Below are 21,193 nucleotides of genomic sequence, written 5' to 3'. Positions count from 1 at the left end.
TCGCGGGTAAACCCGCTCCCAAAAGATCACCACATATCTTGAAAACTGCGCAGTACCTGTGGGAGCGGGTTTACCCGCGAAGAGGCCGGCACAAGCAACACATGGATCACATGGATCACATGGCGTGACGCAACATCTCCACCACCTGCGCATGCAGCGCCGGGTCACCACAGGCCACCACGCAACCGCCATTCTGCGCGCTGCTGCCATCCCACGCCGTGATCACCCCTCCCGCCCCTTCGATGATCGGCATCAGCGCCTGCACGTCATACGGCTGCAGGCTCGCCTCGACGATCACGTCGACAAACCCGGAAGCCAGCATGCAGTAGGCATAGCAATCGCCACCGTAGCGCATCAGGCGCGCCTTGCCGGCAACGGCTTCGAATGCAGCCTTGCGCGCGGCGGTATCGAACATGTCCGGGGTGGTGCACATCAGCGTGGCCGAGGCCAGGTCGGCACAGGCGCGGGTCTGCAATGGCGTACCGCTGCGCCAGGCGCCTTCCGGTGTGCCGACAAAGCGTTCGCCGGTGAACGGCTGGTTCATCACCCCTACCACCGGGCGCGTGCCGTCGTTCAGGGCAATCAGCGTGCCCCACAGCGGCAGGCCGGTGATGAAGGCACGGGTGCCGTCGATCGGGTCGAGCACCCAGGTCAGCGGGCTGCTGCCGACTGCCACGCCGGCTTCTTCACCGAGGATGCCGTGCTCGGGATAGCGGGCCTGGATCAGCTCGCGCATGGCGTCCTCGGCTGCCTTGTCGGCCACGGTCACCGGGTCGTACAGGCGCCCCCCCTTGTCCTCGACGTCCAGGCTGGCGCGAAAGTATGGCTTGATCGCCACGGCAGCAGCATCGGCCAGCTGCTCGGCGAAGGCGCGGAATTCACCGATCTGTTCAGCACTCAGGGACATGGGGCGGGCCTCGTGAAAATGATGGGGCCCGCATCATACCCGACACACCGTGCCGCGCCAGCCTCCGTCGGCCGCTCATGCGGCCCTGCGCGGTCTAGACTGAACAAGACCAGACACCGGGGGGCTGCCACACGTGGAGGTGTGAGATGAGCCAGTTCAAGCGTCTGTTCGTCATGCTCGGCCCGCAGATGCGCCACACGCCAGCGCTGCAACGCGCTGCGGCGTTGGCGGAATCCAGCGGTGCCTTGCTGGATATCAACGTGTTCGTCGACGATGTCGACACCTTCGGTTTGATGAGCGATAGCCGCGAGCGTGAGCGGCTGCTCAGCGACAACCGCCAATGGCTGGCGGACGAAGCCGAACAACTGGCCAACGCCGGCCTGGATGTGTCTACCGAACTGCTGCTGACCCGCGACCCGCTGGGCAGCGTGCTGGAGCGGGTGGAACGGCTGGGTTGCGACCTGCTGATCAAGGACGTGCAGCACGAACCGGTGCTCAAGCGCCTGCTGGTAACGCCACTGGACTGGCAGTTGCTCAAGGACAGCCCGGTCGCCGTGCACCTGGTCAGCGATATCCGCCTGCCCCTGCCCCGGCAGATTGCCGCCGCGGTGGACCTGAACAGCCATGGCGCCGGCGAGCACCTGGATGAGCAGGTGATCCACTGTGCCCATGCCCTGGCCCTGCAGTGCAATGCCGAGCTGCACCTGCTGCATGTGTGCGACGCGGCCAAGACCCACATTGCCGACTTCGGCGCCGGCACAGTGACCATGCCAGGCTTCGATGTCAGCGTGCGGACCGCGCAGCGGGCGGCGTTCAACCGGCTGGGCGACCACCACCAGATCCCGCTGGAGCGCAGGCACTTCCTGGAAGGGGCCGCGATCAAGGTGATTGCCCAGTTCGTCGGGCACAGCCGGGCGGATGTGATCGTGATGGGCAGCCACCGGCATGATGCCATGCAGACGTTCCTGGGCGGGACCACGGCGCATGTGCTGGAGCATCCGCTGTGCAATGTGCTGGCGATCAAGGCGGTTCGTTGAGTGCTGGTGTACCTGCACCGGCCTCTTCGCGGGTGAACCCGCTCCCACAGGTACCCCACTGACCTCAGGCCTGGTGAACCCCCTGTGGGAGCGGGTTTACCCGCGAAGAGGCCAACACGGATTTCACCCTTGGTATCTGGTACACCAGTGCCACACAAAAAGAATGCATTTGATAATGATTCGTAGTAGTTTCTCGGCGCTTGCCCACCCTACCCTCAGCGCCCTACTCCAGGATCGTACCGTCGATGCGTCGCACGTTCGTTTCGCTTTGTGTGCTTCATGCTGTCTCCCCACTGGCCTTTGCCGAGCCTGAACCGCTCGGCGAACCCGCCCAGATCGAACTCCAGGCCCTGAACATCACCAGCAGCGCCGACAGCGAACGTGCCGATGGCCCGGTCGAGGGCTACAAGGCTACTCGCTCGGCCAGCGCCACCCGCACCGACACCGCCCTGCACGAAACCCCGCAATCGGTCAGCGTGGTGCCCAAGGATGTACTGGAAGACACCGGCGCCACGCGCCTGCAGGACGGCCTGGACTACGCCGGCGGTGTCGGCCGCGCCAACAACTTCGGCGGCCAGGGCCTGACCACCTTCACCGTGCGTGGCTTCACCACCGGGGAGTTCTACCGCAACGGTTTCCCGATCAACCGCGGCTACCCCAACGCCCCCGACGCCAACACCGTTGAGCGCCTGGAAGTGATCCGTGGCCCGGCCAGCAGCCTGTACGGCCGTGGCGACCCCGGCGGCACCTTCAACGTGGTCAGCAAGCAGCCGCTGCCAGAGCCGAAAGTCACCCTGGGCAGCCAGTTCGATGACCAGGGCATGCACCGCGCGACCCTGGACGCCACCGGGCCGCTGAACCAGGACGGCTCGCTGGCCTACCGCCTGAACCTGCTGGGCGAAGGCGGCGAAAGCTTCCGTGACGACGTGGAAAGCGAGCGCTATGACGTGGCGCCGGTGCTCAGCTGGCAAGTCAACGACAGCACGAAGATCGTCTTCGAGGGCGATTTCATGCGCAACAACCACCCGCTGGACCGTGGCCTGACCCGCTACGCCACCCAGACTGGCAGCGCCTCGCGCGACACCTATATCTGGGAAAAAGGCAGCGACAACCTTCTGCACAACGACAACAACATGGCTCAGGTGCGTTTCGAACACCTGCTCAACGATAACTGGACGCTGGGTGGCGGGTTCCAGTTTCTGGATGGCTCGCTCAAGGGTAATGCTGTCGAAGCCAATGGCGCACCCGCAGACGGCCGCACGCTGCAGCGAAACTTCAACTATCGCAAGCTGGAGTGGACTGATCGCGATTGGCAACTGAACCTGACCGGGCATTTCGATACAGGAGCGTTCAGCCACACCCTGCTGACTGGCATCGAGTACGAAGACTACGACTACAGCTCTATCATCCGACGATCCACGGCCTCCTACCCAATCGACATCTACAACCCGGTACTGGGCCAGCCAAGGCCGGCATTAGCTACAGTGCCTACAACCTGGGATACAGAAAACCTGAAAACCTGGGCCTTCTTCATCCAGGACCAGGTGGCCCTTACCGAGCGCCTGAAGGCGTTGGCCGGTGTGCGCTTCGAACGTTTCGAGCATGATTACGACGACAAGCGGCCCGCAAACCGCGACTTCAGCAAGGGCGAAAACGGCGTCACCCCGCGCTTTGGCCTGATCTACGACCTGACCGATACGGTTGCCGTCTATGCCAATACCGCCCGTTCATTTAAGCCCAACAGCGGCGCCAGCCTGCAAGGTTCGGGCTTCGACCCGGAGAAAGGCAAGTCGTATGAGCTGGGTGTGAAATGGGAAGCGCCGGACCGTCAACTGAGCGTTGACGCGGCGATCTACCACATCGTCAAGGAAAATGTGCTGACACGCGACCCGGCGGACCCCAACTACAACCTTGCCGCTGGCGAAGTACGTAGCCGTGGCCTGGATATCAACGTTGCCGGAAACCTGACACCGGAGTGGCGTGTGATCGGTGGTTATGCCTACGTTGACGCTGAAGTGACCAAGGACAACCGCCTGCCCTCTGGCACCCGGCTGGCGAACATTCCAAGGAACAGCTTCAGCCTACTCAACACCTACGAATTCCAGGACGGATTGGCTAAAGGCCTTGGTCTGGGGGTTGGGGTGAAGTACGTCGATGACCGCAATGGCCAAACAGAGGCAGTGACTTACAACATGGACCGGTACACCGTTGTCGACCTGCTGGCCTTTTACAAGGTCAACGACAACATTCGCCTCAACCTGGACCTGAAGAACCTGTTCAACAAGGAATACGACGAGGGAGCATTCAACTTCTACGCCTACCCAGGAGCGCCGCGGACAGTGCAAGCTGGGGTTTCGTATACCTTCTGACAGTTAATGGGGCTGCTTTGCAGCCCATCGCAGGCAAGCCAGCTCCCACCTCGACCGCATCGTCCCAGCCATACGCAGTCTCTTTAGGGGCCAGCGCAGATCCAAAGAGCTGCACGGTCCCTGTGGGAGCTGGCTTGCCGGCGATGGGCCGCAAAGCGGCCCCCCGGTCTCAGAACCCTTTGCTGTAGAACAGCGAGTACGACTCGATGCCGTCGTTAGGCTGCTTGAGCCCCGCGTTGGAGTAGTGCATCGCGCGGATCCCCACCTTCTGCTCCCCCGGCAGTTTCAGGCCGAAGCCGATGCGGTCTTCGAAGTTGACCGACGAGCCCAGGCGCTGGTCGCCCACGTCGGTCTTGGAAAACGCTGCCAGGCCAATGCCGGCTTCGATGTACGGGGTATAGGTGAAACCGCTGAACTCGTAGGTGAACACCGGGCTGAACGACAGCGAGTGCGCGCCACTGGCCTCACCGCCTTCCCAATAGGTGTAGGCCGCATCCCAGTACCCGGTCAGATGACCGGTGCTGCTTTCCAGCCATTTCTTGTCCCAGTCGAACGACAGGCCGATACGGTAGGTCATGTCACCTTGGCCAGTGGCGCCAACGGCACCGCTCACCTGTGCTGCCTGGGCCAGATTCGCCCCGGCAAAGGCCAGCACTGCAGCAGCCAGCGAAGCTGCTAGACGGGTTTTCATCAATGACTTCTCCTGATGGTCTATACGGCAAGTGGGGGCTTGGGCCCCTCGATCTTATGTGGTGACCGGTTGCATCCAGACCGGTCACACGAAGTAATACTTTTCTGATTATCGACCAGATAAACAGAAAGTTGAAAGTGAATTGCCACCATTGGCTAATACCCTGCGCCAGCATCTGCCATGCCGAACAGCAGCGGTCAGTCGTATTCGGCCTCTTCGTGTTCGCCCAGCAGGCGCCTTTGCCTGGGGGTGGCCTCCTCCAGCACCTGCGGGTTGAAACGCCAGTTCAGGTACGGCGAAAACTTCTGCGCGACCATGCGCCGGCCATAGTGCACTTGCAGCATGTCGCGCTCGCGTGACTGGGTGCAGTTGGCCCCGCCGCTGTGCCAGACATCGCTGCGAAACACCAGCGCGTCCCCTGCCTTGCACAGCACCGGCTGGGCCTCACAGCCCTGCCAGTGTTGCTCGCCAGCCTGTGGTTGCCGCGCCGCGCGGTGGCTGCCGGGCACAATCCAGGTCGGCCCGATGTGATGGTCGATATCGCTGAGGTACAGCTGCGCAGTCAGGATCTGCGGGGGCTGGGTGAAGTCGCCGCGCTCGCTGAGCCAGTCGGGCAACTGCATGGGCAGATGGTCCAGGTGCAGGGCCACGCCGGGGTAACCCGGGTGGCTGCGCCAGGCGGTCTGGCCGATCACATGGCAGTCGGCGCCCAGTGCCGCTTCGGCCAGGGCAATCAGCGGCGGCAGGTCGAGAAAGGGCAACCACAACGGGTTGCGGTTGAACACGCACTTGTAGTGTTCCAGCAGCCCCTGGTAATCCCAGTGGATGGGCTGCAGGTCATCGATGGCGCAGCGCAACAAGGCGATACGCAAGGGTTCGAGCACACCGGGGAGCAACACATAGCCCCGCTCGTCCAACATCTCCAGCTGAAGGTCCAGGCTCATGGCGATGCGCTCCTTTCAGGCAGGAGCACATCCGTACTCCTGCCCGTTTTTCCATCAACGCCAGTTCAGGTTCACGGTTGCGGGGGTCTTGCCATTCACGGTCACCAATTGCTGCACCGTCTCACCCTGGGCGTTGCCAGTCACTTTGTATTTGCCGGGAGGCAACTGCACATACAGCAGCGGCCCGGCATCCGTAAGGCTGAGCACGGGCTGGCCCTGTGCATTCTGGATGTCGACGGTGGCACCGCTCTGGAACTTGCCTTCCGGGCCGGTGGAGAGTTCCACGTGCAGGTCATAGCCCGGGGTCTTGCGCAGGGCGTTGGCTTCATCCTGGCCGATGCCGCCTTGCAGGTAGCGGACGCCGTTCTGCTCCTGCTGTTGCAGTTGCACGGCCTGCATGTCGATGGGGGCATTGAGGTCGGCGGCGGCCGCCAGGGTCCATGGCAGCGCCAGGGTGATCAGCAGCGCCGCGCCGAGGGCATAGTGATGGTTACGCATGGTACGACCCTCCTTTCGAGGATGGCTTACCTATTATCTGATCCTTCGGGCGTAACGGCGTTCGTGCTGATGCATGGTCGTCTTGATGAAATTCGCATCAATGGTGTGAATATTGTGCTGGAACATCAGGTTGCGCGCCCTTCCTCGAGCAGTTTCACGAACATGCTCAAACTGCGCGATACCGTGCCCCGGCGCCACACCAGCCAGGTCTTCAGGTAACGGAAATCCTCCGACATCGGCCAGGCACTGACGGTGCTGCAACCGGGCATGTTGTCGAGCATGCTGCGCGGCATCATCGCCAGGCCGGCGCCGGCGCTGACGCAGGCCAGCATGCCGTGGTACGACTCCATTTCGTGGATCTTGCCAGGCACTGCCTGGTCCTGCACGAACCAGTTCTCGAAGTGGTGGCGGTACGAACAGTTGGCGCGGAAGGCGTAGATGCTTTCGCCGTTGACGTCCTGGGCGCGGGTTACCGGGGCGTGGTTGAGCGGCGCGATGACCATCATTTCTTCCTCGAACACCGGCATGCCTTCCAGCGTCGGGTGCAGCACCGGCCCGTCGACGAACGCCGCCACCAGGCGGCCAGACAACACGCCTTCGAGCATGGTCCCGGACGGCCCGGTGGACAGGTCCAGGTCGACCTTGGGGTAGCGCTGGTTGTAGGCCGCCAGCAAGGCCGGGATGCGCACCGCGGCCGTGCTTTCCAGCGACCCCAGGGCGAAGGTGCCCTGCGGGTCTTCACCGGCCACAGTCAACCGCGCCTCGTGCACTAGGTCGAGGATGCGCCGGGTGTATTCGAGGAAGTTCCAGCCTGCGGGGGACAGGCGCAGGCGGCTCTTCTCGCGGATGAACAGCTCCACGCCCAGGTCCTCCTCCAGTTGCTTGATACGCGTGGTCAGGTTCGACGGCACCCGATGGATATGCTGCGCGGCGGCACTGATGCTGCCCTGCTCTGCCACGGCCTTGAAGATCTCCAGTTGCACCAGGTCCACAGCCTTTCTCCAAACGTGAATGTTTCGCTCATTATTATTCAGTTTTCATTAAAGCCATAGCCCACTAGTCTGGCGTCACGGTTCAACAACAACGAGAGTGTCCCGCCATGAGCGCGATCAGCAGCCTGACCCACGCCATCTCCCTCGACCCGTACAGCGGCGAGCAGATCGGCGCCTACCCGTTCGACACCGACGCCGCACTGGAAGCGGCGCTGCAACGCGCCAAGGTTGGCTACCGCCAGTGGCGCCAGGTGTCGCTGGGTCAGCGCAGCGAGTACTTGCTTGCCCTGGCCAGCACCCTCGAAACCAAGGCCGAAGCCTTCGCGCAAATGATCAGCCGCGAAATCGGCAAGCCTGTCGTCCAGGCCCGTGGTGAAGTCAGCAAGTGCGTCGGCCTGTGCCGCTGGTACGCCGAACATGGCCCGGCCATGCTCGCCGCCGAGCCGACCCAGGTCGAGAAAGCCCGCATCGAGTACCGCCCGCTGGGCCCGATCCTGGCCGTGATGCCATGGAACTTCCCGGTCTGGCAGGTTCTGCGCGGCGCCGTGCCGGCGATCCTGGCCGGCAACACCTACGTACTCAAGCACGCACCGAACGTGATGGGCAGCGCCTACCTGCTGGGCGAGCTGTTCAAGGATGCCGGCCTGCCGGAAGGCGTGTTCGAAGTGCTGAACGTGACCCCGGATGGCGTCACCCGCGCCATCAACGACCCACGCATCGCCGCCGTGACCCTGACCGGCAGCGTGCGTGCCGGCATGGCGATTGGTGCACAAGCCGGCGCGGCGCTGAAGAAGTGCGTGCTGGAGCTGGGCGGTTCCGACCCGTTCATCGTGCTGGCCGACGCCGACCTGGATGCCGCCGTGAAAGCTGCCGTGATCGGCCGTTACCAGAACACCGGCCAGGTCTGCGCTGCGGCCAAGCGCCTGATCGTCGAGGAAAGCATCGTTGACGAATTCACCCGCAAGTTCGTCGAGGCCACTCGCGAGCTGAAGGTCGGCAACCCGCTGGAAGAAGGTACCTACATCGGCCCGATGGCCCGTTACGACCTGCGCGACGAGCTGGATGGCCAGGTCCAGGCGACCATCGCCGAAGGCGCCACCCTGTTGCTGGGCGGCCACAAGGTCGATGGCGTGGCCAATTTCTACGCACCGACCGTGTTCGCCAACGTCACCCCGCAGATGACAGCGTTCAAGCAGGAGCTGTTCGGGCCGGTGGCGGCGATCATCAGCGCACGTGATGCGGAGCATGCGGTGGAGCTGGCCAACGACAGCGAGTTCGGCCTGGCCTCGACCATCTACACCGCCGACTACGCGCTGGCCGAGCGCATGACCGCGGCGCTGGATACCGGCGGCGTGTTCATCAACGGCTATTGCGCTTCCGACCCCCGCGTGGCGTTTGGCGGGGTGAAGAAGAGCGGCTTCGGGCGTGAGCTGTCGCACTTTGGTGTGCGTGAGTTCACCAATGCCCAGACGGTGTGGCTGGACCGTAACTGATTCATGACCCTGGGGCTGCTTTGCAGCCCTTTCGCGACACAAGGCCGCTCCCACAGGAAATTGCGTTTCCCCTGTGGGAGCGGCCTTGTGTCGCGAAAGGGCCGCAATGCGGCCCCAGGGCCTCAATCCCGAACCTGGTCCTTGACCCAGTCCAGCATCCCCCCCGGCACGATCAGTTCATGCCGCGCCCGCGAACAGGCGGTATACAACCCCGCCAGCATCCGCGCCCGCTCATTGCGGTTCCCCGCCACCTGCGGCACTACCATCAGCTCCGGCGACACCATTACCCGGGCGAACTCCATGTTCTTCACATCCCGCACCCGCCCCAGGAACAGCTTGGGCGCCTTGTCCCAACGGTAACGGCTCTTGGCCCTGGCAAAGTGCTCTGGCGTGTAGCCCTTGCGCAGCATGTTGGCCACGGCGACGAACGCCTTGTCATCACCCTTGTCCTGCTCCAGCGCCTGCCAGCTGGCATAGCGGAACAGCATCGGGTGACGCGGCCGGGTGCCATGGCGGTACAGCTCGATGCAGTCTTCGACGAACAGCTCGAAGTCCTTGCGCGCGCTTTTCAGCAGCACGAACGGCACGCCCTGGTGGGTCAGGCGCTGGAACCAGCCAAACAGGCCCCATTCATCGTCGACGATCAGCGCCGTGGGCTGTTCCGGCACCGTCACCGCATCGAAGAAGCTGACCCGCGTGTAATGCTCGGCGCTGCCGCTGAAGGCTGCCTGGATCGCCGCCGGGTGGGCCTGGATCAGCGGGTTGAGCACGTTGTCCATCGCCGGGCCGGCCCGCAGCGAGTGGTCGATGTAACGCTGGCGGATGAAGCCGCCATGGTGCGCGCTGAGGCCGTTGAGGTTCTGCAGCTCGTCACCCAGGGCAATGATCGACTGCGGGCTGCGGTCGAGCACGGCAAGCATCGGTGCCGACAGCTCGTGGGCCTCGTCGACGATGACATGGGTGTAGCGGCTGTCGATCACATGACCAGTCAGCGACAGCAGTTTGACCCGGTGGTAGTCGCGCACCGGCAACTGGATTTCCCGTGCCGACGGGCGAATCAGCTCCTGCCAGTACACCCGTGCCTTTTCCAGCAACACTTCCTGGTCCAGTGGCGTGGTCCCCGGCCCGGCCCAGGGCAGGTGGTGCAACTGCAGCTGGGTGTCGGCGCTGTGGCAGAACGTGCGCACCGCGCGGATGCACAAGGCAACCACATCGCGCGCGGCGAGCGGGCCGATGTCGGGGATGGCCAGCCAACGTACCACCTGCGCATCCTGCGGGCGCCACGAAAGCTTGGTGCGATACGGGTCGCGCAGGCGCCAACCATTGCTGGTGAGGTCGCGGTTGAGCAGCTCGTCGGCCAGCTGGCCGAAGGTCAGTGCAGTGTAGGCGGCGGCATCCTTGACTCGCGCCTGCAGCGCGCGCAGCTGGCCTTCGGTCAACGCCAGCAACAGCGTGCGCTGCGGCTCGAGCAAACGGGCGAACTGGTGAATCAGGAAGGTCTTGCCGGTGCCGGCAAAGCCCTGTACCGCCACCGACTCATCGATGCCACTGAGGAATTCGCGCAGCAGGCGGTTCTGTTGGTCGCTGAGCATCAGGTCGCTGGCCAGTGACGGCAGGTACACCGGGTGCAGCGGGGTTGCCCGCTGGCGGTAGCTGTCGGCGAACTGGAAGTTCCACTGGCCCTCGGCGTCCAGCAGCTCGTCGGCCTGGTACTCCACCTCGGTCGACAGCAGTGCGATACCGTTTTCGCCCAGCATGCCCAGGCCCATGGCGAAGGCTTCGCGATCGAAGTGCTGCGCCACCTGGCCCTGGAAGCGCCCCGGCGCGGCGCTTTCGACCTCGTTGGCAATGCGCACTATTTCGGCAAAGCGGCGTTCCTGCGCATCCGCCGAGGCGGTGGCGGGTTGGCGCGGCAGGTTCTGCACGAACAGCACGGCGGCGGCGTCGAGGACGCTGGCGGTGGTGAAGAAGTCGGTGGTGGGCTCGCTGGCGAGGCGGTCGGCCTGGTCGCTGGGCAAAGGCAGGTAGAACATCGGCACCTCGGGTGGAATCAGGGCGGCACGATAGCAATTTTCGCTGTGGAATGCTGGGTTGTGTATTGCCTGGGCCGGCCTCTTCGCGGGTGAACCCGCTCCCACAGGGACCTCACAACGCCTGGCACTGAGGTGATCCTGTGGGAGCAGCTACACCACCAGATTCAGCCCCTGCCCCGCTTCAAGGTCTCGCTGGGAAACTCCTTGAACAACTGCCGGTAACTCTCTGAAAACCTTCCCAAATGCCAGAAGGACCAACGCATCGCCACCTCGGCCACCGTCACTTCACCGCCATGCAGCAGATCGCGCCGCGCACCGTTCAGCCGGCGCAGGCGCAACCAGTGCGCCGGCGGCATCCCGGTATACGCCTTGAAGGCTTGCTGCAACTGACGCAAGGAAACCCCGGCAGCATCCGCCAGCTCCACCAGGTTAAGCGTCTCCTCCGGGCAATCGGCCGCCCACTCGCTCACCCGGCGCATGATCGCCCGTTCCTCGTCACGCCGGCCCAATGCCACGCCCTGCAGGCGCTGGCAGGCGTTGTCGAGGATGAACAGGCAGTCTTCCAGCAGTTGCTCCGCCAGGGCCTGCCCCTGCAGCGGGCAATCCGCCTGGCCCAGGCGGGTCAGTGTCGCGCTCAGCCAGCTGCCGAACAGCGCGTTCTGGCCGCTGCCCAGCGGCACCATGAACAACCCTTCCAGGCGCTGCGGGTCCAGCCCATGGCGGGCCAGGAAGGCCTGGTCGAACACGACCGCCACTTCCTGGTAGTTCTCCGGGGTGATCCAGATGTTGCGGCTCTGTTCGTTCAGCAGGTACAGGCTGTTCTCGCTGCGGTCGAAGCAGAACGCCAGCGAACCGCTGGGTGCGCGGAAAAACTGCTCCACCCGGGTGTTCAGCCGCTCCTCGTATACCTCCACCCCGTCCAGCCCCAGGCAACGCAGCTCTCCGCTGAAATGCCCGGGCGACATCTGCCGGTACTGCTGCTGCCAGCCAGGGGTGGCACGTACTTGTTCGGTCACGTCGGTGGTGTGGAAAGCCTGGACTTGCAGGGCATTGGCGGTTGTCACGCTCGGTCCTAGTTGCACTCTTTTGGTGCATTCATTGCCGGAGAAAGTGGATAGATCAGCCATGCGGGCTGCGACCAAGATAGTCTCCAGCGCGTCACCTGGGAAGCGGGACGCCTTCGAAACCGTAGAACGGTTTACGCTGGCACGCCTGCTCCCACACTAAAACCCAACCAAGAGGTCTGTATGAACGCCCCCTTCGATCAGCTGTCCACCTGGCTGAAAGAACACCGGATCACCGAAGTCGAATGCGTGATCAGCGACCTGACCGGCATCGCCCGCGGCAAGATCGCGCCCACCGCCAAGTTTCTCCATGAGCGTGGCATGCGCCTGCCCGAGAGCGTGCTGCTGCAGACGGTCACCGGCGACTACGTTGACGATGACATCTACTACAACCTGCTCGATGCCGCCGACATCGACATGGTCTGCCGCCCAGACCCGAGCGCCGTGTACCAGATCCCGTGGGCGATCGAGCCGACCGCGATCGTGATCCACGACACCTTCGACAAGCAAGGCAACCCCATCGAGCTGTCGCCGCGCAACGTGCTGAAGAAAGTGCTCAAGCTGTATGCCGACAAAGGCTGGCAGCCGATCGTGGCACCGGAGATGGAGTTCTACCTGACCCAGCGCTGCGAAGACCCGGACCTGCCACTGCAAGTGCCGCTGGGGCGTTCCGGCCGTGCCGAAAGCGGCCGCCAGTCGTTCTCGATCGATGCCGCCAACGAATTCGACCCGCTGTTCGAAGACGTCTACGACTGGTGCGAGATCCAGGGCCTGGACCTGGACACGCTGATCCATGAAGACGGTCCGGCGCAGATGGAGATCAACTTCCGCCACGGCGACGCCCTGGACCTGGCCGACCAGATCACCGTGTTCAAGCGCACCATGCGTGAAGCCGCGCTCAAGCACAACGTGGCCGCCACCTTCATGGCCAAGCCGATCACCGACGAGCCCGGCAGTGCCATGCACCTGCACCAGAGCGTGGTCGACATCGCCACCGGCAAGCCGATCTTCGCCAATGAAGACGGCAGCATGAGCCAGCTGTTCCTGTACCACATCGGCGGTTTGCAGAAGTACATCCCCAAGCTGCTGCCGATGTTTGCGCCCAACGTCAACTCGTTCCGCCGCTTCCTGCCGGACACCTCGGCACCGGTGAACGTCGAGTGGGGTGAAGAAAACCGCACCGCCGGCCTGCGCGTGCCCACCTCCAGCCCCGAGGCGATGCGCGTGGAAAACCGCCTGCCGGGCGCCGATGCCAACCCGTACCTGGCCATCGCCGCCAGCCTGCTGTGCGGCTACCTGGGCATGATCGAGCGCATCGAGCCCAGCGCCCCGGTGCAGGGCCGAGCCTACGAGCGGCGCAACCTGCGCCTGCCGATCACCATCGAGGACGCCCTGCAGCACATGGAAGACTGCGAGACCGTGCAGCAGTACCTGGGCAAGCAGTTCGTCCAGGGGTACGTGGCGGTCAAGCGTGCCGAACATGAGAACTACAAGCGCGTGATCAGCTCGTGGGAGCGTGAATTCCTGATGCTGAGCGTCTGACTTTTTCGCGGTACCTGTGGGAGCGGGTTTACCCGCGAATGCTGTGGTGCATTCAACGACGTATTCGCGGGTAAACCCGCTCCCACAGGGCACGAGCCCCTGCACCGAACTCCAAGAACAAGACCAACGAGGTGTCCCCATGCGTCATCTGCAAGCCCTGATCCCCGCCGCATTCACCCTGCTGTTCGCCACCACCACCCAGGCGACCCCCTCGGTCAGCGTGTACAACTGGACCGACTACATCGGCGACACCACCGTGGCCGACTTCCAGGCCAGCAGCGGGATCAAGGTGGTCTATGACGTGTTCGACTCCAACGAAACCCTGGAAGGCAAGCTGCTGGCCGGGCGCACCGGCTATGACGTGGTGGTGCCATCCAACCACTTCCTTGCACGCCAGGCACAGGCCGGTGCCTTCCTGCCGCTGGACCGCAGCAAGCTGCCCAACTGGCAGCACCTGGACCCCAAGCTGCTCAAGCAGCTTGAGCAGAACGACCCTGGCAACCAGTACGCCGTACCCTACCTGTGGGGTACCAACGGCATCGGCTACAACATCGACAAGGTCAAGGCGGCCCTGGGCGTCGACCATATCGATTCATGGGCGGTGCTGTTCGAGCCCGAGAACCTGAAAAAGCTCAAGCAGTGCGGCGTGGCGTTCATGGACTCGCCCGATGAACTGTTCCCGGCCGTGCTCAACTACCTGGGCATGGACCCGCGCAGCGAAAAACCGGCCGACTACGCCAAGGCGGAAGCCCGCCTGCTCGAACTGCGCCCCTACATCACCTACTTCCACTCCTCCAAGTACGTTTCCGACCTGGCCAATGGCGATGTCTGCGTGGCCTTCGGCTACTCCGGCGACGTGTTCCAGGCCGCCAACCGCGCCGTGGAGGCGAAAAACGGCGTAAAAGTCGCCTACAGCATTCCCAAGGAAGGCAGCAACCTGTGGTTCGACCTGCTGGCCATCCCCAAGGACGCCAACAACCCCGAACAGGCCCTGGCGTTCATCAACTACCTGCTCGATCCCAAGGTGATCGCCAAGGTCAGCGCCACGGTCGGATATGCCAACGCCAACCCCGATGCCCAGGCCTACATGGACGCGTCGCTGGTGAAAAACCCCGAGATCTACCCACCCCAGGACGTGCTGGACAAGCTGTACATCTCCAGCACGCCGAGCCCGAAGATCATGCGCGTCATGACCCGTTCCTGGAGCAAGATCAAGTCCAACCGCTGAGTCGAGAACGCCCATGTCTTTCACTACCCAACACACCGCTTCGTACTATGCCGCCACGGCACGCGATGCAGCGCCCTATCCCAGCCTGGACGGCGAACTGAGCGCCGATGTGTGCGTGGTCGGCGGCGGGCTGACCGGGGTCAATACCGCCCTGGAACTGGCCGAACGCGGGCTCTCGGTGGTGCTGCTTGAAGGCCGGCGCATCGGCTGGGGCGCCAGCGGCCGCAACGGCGGCCAGTTGATTCGCGGCATCGGCCATGACGTCAGCGGCTTTGCCCGGCATGTCGGCCAGGACGGCGTGCAGTACCTGAAACAGGCCGGCATCGATTCGGTAGCGCTGGTGGCCAGCCGCATCGCCCAGTACGGCATTGCCTGCGACCTGCGCTGGGGCTTCTGCGAACTGGCCAATACCCCAGCGCAGTTCGCCGCATTCAAGGACGAACAGGACGACCTGGCCGCACTCGGTTATCGCCCTGAAACCCGCCTGGTCAGTGCCGACCAGCTGCATGAAATCGTCGCCAGCAAGCAGTACGCCGGCGGCCTGGTGGACATGGGCTCGGGCCACCTGCACCCGCTTGACCTGGTCCAGGGCGAAGCCCGCGCCGCCCACGGCCTGGGCGTACGCATCTTCGAGCAGAGCCCGGTGCTGCGCATCGAGCACGGCCCCCGCGTGACCCTGCACACAGCCCGTGGCAAGGTGCGGGCAAGCAGCCTGGTGCTGGGCTGCAACGCCCACCTCGATGAACTGGAACCACGCCTGAGCGGCAAGGTGCTGCCGGCCGGCAGCTACGTGGTGGCTACCGAGCCATTGCCCGAGTCACTGGCCAGCAGCCTGATCCCGCAGAACATGGCGCTGTGCGACCAGAAAGTCGGCCTGGACTACTACCGCCTGACGGCAGACCGGCGCCTGCTGTTCGGCGGCGCCTGCCACTATTCCGGCCGCGACCCCAAGGACATCGCCGCCTACATGCGGCCCAAGGTGCTGAAGGTGTTCCCGCAGCTGGCCAACGTGCGTATCGACTACCAGTGGGGCGGCATGATCGGCATCACCGCCAACCGCTTCCCCCAGGTCGGGCGCCTCAGCCAGCACCCCAACGTTTACTACGCCCAGGGCTATTCCGGGCATGGGCTGAACGTGACGCACTGGACGGCGAAACTGCTGGCCGAAAGCATCGCGCTCGGCCACAGCCAGGGGCTGGACGTGTTCAGCGCCGTTCCACACCTGACCTTCCCCGGCGGCAAGGCACTGCGCTCGCCGCTGCTGGCGCTGGGGATGTTGTGGTATCGATTGCGGGAGGTGTTGGGTTGAGTTGCGGCGCTCGGTCTCACAGGCGCAGAAAAACTCAAGACAAACCCTTCCAACCCCTCCAACTTTCTACCATTTCACAATCGATTGAACCTACCCACTGGCCAACTGTCGCGCACCTGCTAGCGTTGTTCTGGCCGACCTATCATGGATGCATCTTCATCATGAAATCATTGCCCCGCATTACCCTGTTGTGCGCCGCACTGCTTACCATGGCCGCCTGCTCCAGCAATCGCGTGGACCCAAAGGACTACTCCGGCTTCCTCAAGGATTACAGCCGGCTGCAGGAAACCAAGAGCCCGTCGGGTGACCCGGTGATGCGCTGGATCGACCCCAAGGTCAACGTCAACCAGTACAGCCAGGTGTTCATCGAGCCCAGCCAGTTCTACCCCAGGCCGCAGCCGACGGCGGTCATCTCGGCGCAGACGCTGCAGGAAATCACCCGCTACTTCAACGAAGCGCTGCGCCGTGAAATGGGCAGCGTGGTACCGCTGGCCAAGGGCCCCGGCCCGGGCGTGATCGTGGTGCGCCCGGCCATTACTGCGGTGTCCACCAGCAACGAGGGCCTCAAGCCCTATGAGGTCATCCCTATCGCGCTGATTTCAGCCGGTGTGAACACCGCCATGGGCGGCCGTGACCAGGAGGTTGATGTCGGCGTGGAGGCTGCGTTCCTCGATGGTGCCAGCCAGAAAGTGCTGGCCCAGGTCGTGCGCAAGGGCACGGGGCAGGATCTGGAGAACAAGACCACGCAGCTGACCCTGAATGACGTCAAGCCGGTGCTGGATGGCTGGGCCAAGGACATGCGCGCGAGCTTCCTGGAAGCGAAGCAGAAAGCCCGCTAAAGCCTCACTGGTCCATGTAGGAGCGGCCTTGTGTCGCGATGGGGCGCGGAGCGGCCCCAGATCCACGTATTCAAGGTGAAATCGCTGGGGCTGCTTCGCAGCCCTTTCGCGACACAAGGCCGCTCCTACAGTTGACCGCGTCAGCATTCGACGAAGGCAACGGCCAGGCCGCCGCGCGAAGTCTCCTTGTAGTTGGCATGCATGTCCGCCCCGGTGTCACGCATGGTGCGGATCACCCGGTCGAGCGAGATGAAGTGCTCGCCATCCCCCCGCAACGCCATCTGCACGGCGTTGATCGCTTTCACCGCAGCAATCGCGTTGCGCTCGATGCACGGCACCTGCACCAGGCCGCCAACCGGGTCGCAGGTCAGCCCAAGGTTGTGTTCCAGGGCAATCTCGGCGGCATTTTCCAATTGCGGCGGCGTAGCGCCCAGCACCTGGGCCAGGCCGGCAGCGGCCATCGAACAGGCCGAGCCCACCTCTCCCTGGCAACCAACCTCGGCTCCGGAAATCGAAGCGTTCTTCTTGCACAGGATGCCGACCGCCGCTGCCGCCAGCAGGAAGTCCACCACGTCCGCGTCGCACGCGCCCGGGTTGAACTTCATGTAGTAGTGCAGCACCGCCGGAATGATGCCAGCCGCACCATTGGTAGGCGCCGTGACCATGCGCCCGCCGGCGGCGTTCTCTTCATTCACCGCCAGGGCGAACAGGTTGACCCATTCCATGGCGCTGAGGGTGGAACCGATCACGTTGGGCTTGCCCAGTTCCTGCAGGCTGCGATGCAGCCGCGCCGCGCGGCGCTTGACGTGCAACCCGCCCGGCAGGATGCCTTCGTTGCGCAGGCCGTTGTCGACGCATTCACGCATGGCGCCCCAGATCCGCAGCAAGCCCTCGCGTACCTCGGCCTCCGGGCGCCAGGCACATTCGTTGGCCATCATCAACTGCGCCACGTTCAAGCCATGGGCCTTGCACAAGGCCAGCAACTGCGCGGCACTGTCGAACTCGTACGGCAGCACCACCGCATTCGCTTCGACGGCTGGCGCATCGATCTCGGCTTGCTCGACGATAAAGCCACCGCCCACCGAATAGTAGGTCTGGCGCAACAGGCTGCCCTGCCCGTCCATGGCTTCCAGGCTCATGGCATTGGGGTGGTACGGCAGGTTCTCGTCGAGCAGCAGCATGTCGCGGCTGTACTCGAATTCCAGCGGGTGGCTGCCATCGAGCATCAGGCAGTGCTCCTGCATCACCTGGCCAATGCGCGACTCGATGGTGGCCGGGTCGATACGATCCGGCCACTGCCCCATCAGGCCGAGCAGGCAGGCGCGATCGGTGGCGTGACCAACCCCGGTGGCCGACAGCGACCCGTACAGCCGCACCTCGACACGGCTTGCCCGGGCCAGCAGCCCCTGTTCGCGCAGGGCCTGGGCAAAGGTAGCCGCCGCCCGCATCGGGCCGACGGTGTGGGAACTGGACGGCCCGATGCCGATTTTGAAAAGGTCGAAAACACTGATAGCCATGCTAATGCCTACCCGTGCCCGGGTATGAAGCCGCAGCACGGTTATCTGGAGAAATTGAGCGGTATTGCGATTTTGCGCGATACTGCCGCGCTGGCTCATGGATGACCAACGAAACTTCCTAAGCAAGGCTTTAGTGGTACTAAACGATGCGACGACAACTCAATGGCCAGACATTCGTCTGGCTACACGTGTTCGCCTGTGCGGCCCGGCACTTGTCCTTCACCCGCTGTGCCGAAGAGCTGCACATCACCCCGGGCGCCGTCAGCCAACAGATGCGCCAGCTGGAGGAACGCCTGGGCTATCGGCTGTTCCTGCGCCGGGCGCGCGGTGTGGAACTGAGCGCCGAAGGGCAACGCCTGGCGCAGACGGTGACCGAAGCCTACGGCAGCATCGAAGCGGAACTGCTGCGCCTGGACGCGGGGGAAATCCGCGGCACCTTGCGCCTGCGCTCGATCCCGTCGTTCCTGGCCAAATGGCTCACGCCTCGCCTGCCGCGCTTTCAGCAACGCTACCCGGACATCGAGCTGCGCCTGGTGGCCGAAGACAGTGCCCAGGCGTTGACCCCGGGCGATTTCGACCTGGCCATCGACCTGAACGATGGCAGCTACCCCGGCATGCTCTCGACGCCGCTGCTGGACGAGCAGATCTTCCCCGTGTGCTCCCCCACCTTGCTGCGCGGGCGCCCGCCGCTGCACGGGCCGGCAGACCTGGCGCACTACCCGCTGCTGCACGACATCACGGCCTGGCGCGGCAGTTCGGAATATGCCGAATGGGAGTTCTACCTGGAGGGCATCGGCGCCGCCGGCCTGGATGTGCGGCGCGGGCATACCTTCAACCGCAACCACCTGACCATCGAGGCGGCGATTGCCGGCATTGGCGTGGCGATTGCCCGGCGCACGCTGCTCAACGACGAACTGGAGCGCGGGGCGCTGATCGTGCCGTTCGGGGTGCCGATCGCCAATCACAAGCGCTATGTGGTGCATTACCCGCCGGGCGGGCTGAACCAGCCGGGGGCGCGGGCGGTGCATGACTGGCTGGTGGAGGAAGCGCGGGGGTTCAGGGAGTTGCACCCGCTGAACAAGGACTAGGCCAGCCAATTGCGCTTGCACGCTGCAAATGACTCATTGAATTGGCAGGGACCCTGTGGGAGCGGCTTTAGCCGCGAACACCGGCACAGCCGGTGCCATGCACCGCGTTGGATTCTTCGCGGGTAAACCCGCTCCCACAGGGTGCGCAGAGCGCTTGCGAGATCTGTGCGTCAGTAGGCCTGCTTGCCGGTAAAGGCGCTAAGTGTGCGCACCAGAATCACGAAATCCAGCCACAGCGACCAGTTGTTGATGTACTCGATGTCCGAGTCCACCCGCTGGATCATCTGCTCGATATCCCTGGTCTCGCCCCTGAACCCACGCACCTGCGCCAGTCCGGTCATGCCAGGCTTGATATTGTGGCGGGCAAAGTAGTCGACGATGTCCTGCGAATACAGCGTGTCATGCTGCAAGGCATGCGGCCTTGGCCCGACCAGCGACATCTCCCCGGTCAGCACATTGAACAACTGCGGCAGTTCATCCAGGCTGGTGCGGCGGATGAAGGCGCCGACCCGGGTCAGCCGCGGGTCATTCTTCTGCGCCTGCCTGACCACGCCCTCTTCCGGCTGATGGACATGCATGCTCCTGAACTTCCAGATGCGGAACGCTTCCCCGGTCCAGCCGGTGCGTTCCTGGCGGAAGAACACCGGGCCGCGGCTATCGAGCTTGATGGCCAGCGCAACGGCCAGCAACACCGGCGATGCCAGCAGCAGGATCAGCGCCGCCAACACCCTGTCCTCGAGGTTCTTCAGGAACAGGCTCATGCCCGTCAGCGGTGTTTCCGACAAGGTCAGCACGGGAATGCCGGCAATTTCCCGCACGCTGTGGTTGATCAGGCGCAACGAGAAGATATCCGGCACCCAGTTCACCGCAATGCACTTGTCGAGCAACTTGAAATACACATCATTGATGACCTCGGAACCACCCAGTGGAGTCACCAGGTACACCGTGCGGATGCCGTAACGGGCCACGACATCGTCGAGCTCGGCAACATGCCCGAGTACTGGCATGCGCTGCTTGCCGTCGGCGCTTTCGCGCCCCGGCTCATCGGCGCTGTCGATCAGCACGCAGCCCAGCACACGCTCGCCGAACCAGGGGTTGTTGCTGATTTTCTGGTACAGGAAGTTGGCCAGGTCACCGGCGCCGATGATCAGGGCGTTGTCCAGGCGGGCATGGGCGGTGAAGCGCTTTTGCAATTCACGCACGGCAAAGTGCAGGAACAACTGGGCGATGTAGCCAATGATGAACAACTGCACCACCAGCAGACGCGAATAGGTTTCGCTCTGCTTGGCCAGGAAGGCCATGACCACAAGGAAGCAAAAGGTTGCCGACCAGGCCTTGAACAGCCGAAAAGCCTTGATGGAAAGGCCAACGTTGGTACGGTAGATCGCATAATGATCGTAGATGACGGCCAGGGCGCCAACCAGCAACAGCAGCATGATCACGTAATCGGAGGTGATGTAGCCAAACTGGTCGTAGATCAGGTACCAGGCAATACCGGTGACTGCAATCCCATCGAGGCCGGCCTGAATGGCGTTACTTACGCTGCTTCTTCTCTGCAGCAAGGAACGACTGCTTCTGGGCTCGAGAACCATTTCAGACCTCATCAATTTGCGCGCAGCAAGTGCCTTCCACAAACCAGCAA

General features: G+C 63.7%; 17 protein-coding genes. 8 read left to right on the top strand and 9 right to left on the bottom strand.

The window, feature by feature from the left end; all coding sequences use genetic code 11:
• Positions 1-115: 115 nt before the first annotated feature.
• On the bottom strand, positions 116-907 hold the full coding sequence (hisN, locus tag CAG00_RS16490; RefSeq protein ID WP_075045172.1) for a histidinol-phosphatase: 792 nt from the start codon (positions 905-907) through the stop codon (positions 116-118).
• 146 nt (positions 908-1,053) lie between these two features.
• On the opposite strand from hisN, the gene CAG00_RS16485 reads away from it, so the two are divergent.
• A complete protein-coding gene (locus CAG00_RS16485) occupies positions 1,054-1,944 on the top strand; it encodes a universal stress protein (protein WP_025339029.1) in 891 nt (296 codons plus the stop codon).
• Positions 1,945-2,189: 245 nt separating this feature from the next.
• Positions 2,190-4,313, top strand: a complete 2,124-nt coding sequence (locus CAG00_RS16480) for a TonB-dependent siderophore receptor (RefSeq protein ID WP_085664791.1) — start codon at positions 2,190-2,192, stop codon at positions 4,311-4,313.
• 169 nt (positions 4,314-4,482) lie between these two features.
• Here the strand turns inward: CAG00_RS16480 and CAG00_RS16475 are convergent, their stop codons facing one another.
• From CAG00_RS16475 to CAG00_RS16460, 4 genes are all read right to left on the bottom strand, one after another.
• Entirely contained in the window at positions 4,483-5,004 is a 522-nt protein-coding gene (locus CAG00_RS16475) for an acyloxyacyl hydrolase (protein ID WP_015270391.1), read from the bottom strand.
• Between the two features lie 197 nt (positions 5,005-5,201).
• Entirely contained in the window at positions 5,202-5,948 is a 747-nt protein-coding gene (locus tag CAG00_RS16470) for a phytanoyl-CoA dioxygenase family protein (protein WP_085664790.1), read from the bottom strand.
• Positions 5,949-6,002: 54 nt separating this feature from the next.
• Positions 6,003-6,446 carry a hypothetical protein gene (locus CAG00_RS16465; protein ID WP_025339026.1) on the bottom strand — a complete coding sequence of 148 codons (444 nt, stop codon included), beginning with the start codon at positions 6,444-6,446 and terminating at the stop codon, positions 6,003-6,005.
• Between the two features lie 125 nt (positions 6,447-6,571).
• Positions 6,572-7,438, bottom strand: a complete 867-nt coding sequence (locus CAG00_RS16460) for a LysR substrate-binding domain-containing protein (RefSeq protein WP_013972688.1) — start codon at positions 7,436-7,438, stop codon at positions 6,572-6,574.
• Positions 7,439-7,545: 107 nt separating this feature from the next.
• Here CAG00_RS16460 and CAG00_RS16455 point away from each other — a divergent pair, with 107 nt between their 5' ends.
• The gene (locus tag CAG00_RS16455; RefSeq protein ID WP_025339025.1) at positions 7,546-8,931 is read left to right on the top strand and encodes an aldehyde dehydrogenase family protein; all 1,386 of its coding nucleotides are present in this window, start codon (positions 7,546-7,548) and stop codon (positions 8,929-8,931) included.
• 122 nt (positions 8,932-9,053) lie between these two features.
• On the opposite strand, the gene CAG00_RS16450 is transcribed toward CAG00_RS16455, so the two are convergent.
• Together CAG00_RS16450 and CAG00_RS16445 are read right to left on the bottom strand one after the other, a co-directional pair.
• Positions 9,054-10,964 (bottom strand): AAA family ATPase, encoded by a 1,911-nt coding sequence (locus CAG00_RS16450; protein WP_085664789.1) that lies wholly within the window; start codon positions 10,962-10,964, stop codon positions 9,054-9,056.
• 164 nt (positions 10,965-11,128) lie between these two features.
• The gene (locus tag CAG00_RS16445) at positions 11,129-12,028 is read right to left on the bottom strand and encodes a helix-turn-helix domain-containing protein (protein ID WP_085664788.1); all 900 of its coding nucleotides are present in this window, start codon (positions 12,026-12,028) and stop codon (positions 11,129-11,131) included.
• 183 nt (positions 12,029-12,211) lie between these two features.
• Here CAG00_RS16445 and CAG00_RS16440 point away from each other — a divergent pair, with 183 nt between their 5' ends.
• From CAG00_RS16440 to CAG00_RS16425, 4 genes are all read left to right on the top strand, one after another.
• Positions 12,212-13,570: a glutamine synthetase family protein gene (locus tag CAG00_RS16440; protein WP_085589569.1), complete on the top strand. Its 1,359-nt coding sequence runs from the start codon at positions 12,212-12,214 to the stop codon at positions 13,568-13,570.
• Between the two features lie 139 nt (positions 13,571-13,709).
• On the top strand, positions 13,710-14,798 hold the full coding sequence (locus CAG00_RS16435) for a polyamine ABC transporter substrate-binding protein (RefSeq protein WP_075045168.1): 1,089 nt from the start codon (positions 13,710-13,712) through the stop codon (positions 14,796-14,798).
• A 13-nt stretch (positions 14,799-14,811) separates the two neighbouring features.
• A complete protein-coding gene (locus tag CAG00_RS16430) occupies positions 14,812-16,107 on the top strand; it encodes an FAD-binding oxidoreductase (protein ID WP_085664787.1) in 1,296 nt (431 codons plus the stop codon).
• A 161-nt stretch (positions 16,108-16,268) separates the two neighbouring features.
• Complete coding sequence (locus CAG00_RS16425; RefSeq protein WP_025339019.1) at positions 16,269-16,946, top strand: DUF3313 domain-containing protein; 678 nt, start codon at positions 16,269-16,271, stop codon at positions 16,944-16,946.
• Between the two features lie 140 nt (positions 16,947-17,086).
• Here CAG00_RS16425 and CAG00_RS16420 read toward each other — a convergent pair whose 3' ends face one another.
• Positions 17,087-18,463, bottom strand: a complete 1,377-nt coding sequence (locus CAG00_RS16420) for an L-serine ammonia-lyase (RefSeq protein ID WP_085664786.1) — start codon at positions 18,461-18,463, stop codon at positions 17,087-17,089.
• A gap of 146 nt (positions 18,464-18,609) precedes the next feature.
• On the opposite strand from CAG00_RS16420, the gene CAG00_RS16415 reads away from it, so the two are divergent.
• Positions 18,610-19,551: a LysR substrate-binding domain-containing protein gene (locus CAG00_RS16415; protein WP_075046970.1), complete on the top strand. Its 942-nt coding sequence runs from the start codon at positions 18,610-18,612 to the stop codon at positions 19,549-19,551.
• Positions 19,552-19,721: 170 nt separating this feature from the next.
• On the opposite strand, the gene CAG00_RS16410 is transcribed toward CAG00_RS16415, so the two are convergent.
• Positions 19,722-21,143 (bottom strand): undecaprenyl-phosphate glucose phosphotransferase, encoded by a 1,422-nt coding sequence (locus CAG00_RS16410; RefSeq protein WP_085664785.1) that lies wholly within the window; start codon positions 21,141-21,143, stop codon positions 19,722-19,724.
• Positions 21,144-21,193: the final 50 nt, after the last annotated feature.

Source organism: Pseudomonas sp. B5(2017) (genome assembly GCF_002112825.1).
GTDB classification, from domain to species: domain Bacteria; phylum Pseudomonadota; class Gammaproteobacteria; order Pseudomonadales; family Pseudomonadaceae; genus Aquipseudomonas; species Aquipseudomonas putida_Z.
Note: the sequence above shows the minus strand (reverse complement) of the source record. Positions and strands in the feature narration are given on the sequence as shown.

Coding starts and splice junctions, on each gene's coding strand:
- hisN (WP_075045172.1), bottom strand. CDS start 907: ATGTCCCTGAGTGCTGAACAGATCGGTGAATTCCGCGCCTTCGCCGAG.
- CAG00_RS16485 (WP_025339029.1), top strand. CDS start 1,054: ATGAGCCAGTTCAAGCGTCTGTTCGTCATGCTCGGCCCGCAGATGCGC.
- CAG00_RS16480 (WP_085664791.1), top strand. CDS start 2,190: ATGCGTCGCACGTTCGTTTCGCTTTGTGTGCTTCATGCTGTCTCCCCA.
- CAG00_RS16475 (WP_015270391.1), bottom strand. CDS start 5,004: ATGAAAACCCGTCTAGCAGCTTCGCTGGCTGCTGCAGTGCTGGCCTTT.
- CAG00_RS16470 (WP_085664790.1), bottom strand. CDS start 5,948: ATGAGCCTGGACCTTCAGCTGGAGATGTTGGACGAGCGGGGCTATGTG.
- CAG00_RS16465 (WP_025339026.1), bottom strand. CDS start 6,446: ATGCGTAACCATCACTATGCCCTCGGCGCGGCGCTGCTGATCACCCTG.
- CAG00_RS16455 (WP_025339025.1), top strand. CDS start 7,546: ATGAGCGCGATCAGCAGCCTGACCCACGCCATCTCCCTCGACCCGTAC.
- CAG00_RS16450 (WP_085664789.1), bottom strand. CDS start 10,964: ATGTTCTACCTGCCTTTGCCCAGCGACCAGGCCGACCGCCTCGCCAGC.
- CAG00_RS16440 (WP_085589569.1), top strand. CDS start 12,212: ATGAACGCCCCCTTCGATCAGCTGTCCACCTGGCTGAAAGAACACCGG.
- CAG00_RS16435 (WP_075045168.1), top strand. CDS start 13,710: ATGCGTCATCTGCAAGCCCTGATCCCCGCCGCATTCACCCTGCTGTTC.
- CAG00_RS16430 (WP_085664787.1), top strand. CDS start 14,812: ATGTCTTTCACTACCCAACACACCGCTTCGTACTATGCCGCCACGGCA.
- CAG00_RS16425 (WP_025339019.1), top strand. CDS start 16,269: ATGAAATCATTGCCCCGCATTACCCTGTTGTGCGCCGCACTGCTTACC.
- CAG00_RS16420 (WP_085664786.1), bottom strand. CDS start 18,463: ATGGCTATCAGTGTTTTCGACCTTTTCAAAATCGGCATCGGGCCGTCC.
- CAG00_RS16415 (WP_075046970.1), top strand. CDS start 18,610: ATGCGACGACAACTCAATGGCCAGACATTCGTCTGGCTACACGTGTTC.
- CAG00_RS16410 (WP_085664785.1), bottom strand. CDS start 21,143: ATGGTTCTCGAGCCCAGAAGCAGTCGTTCCTTGCTGCAGAGAAGAAGC.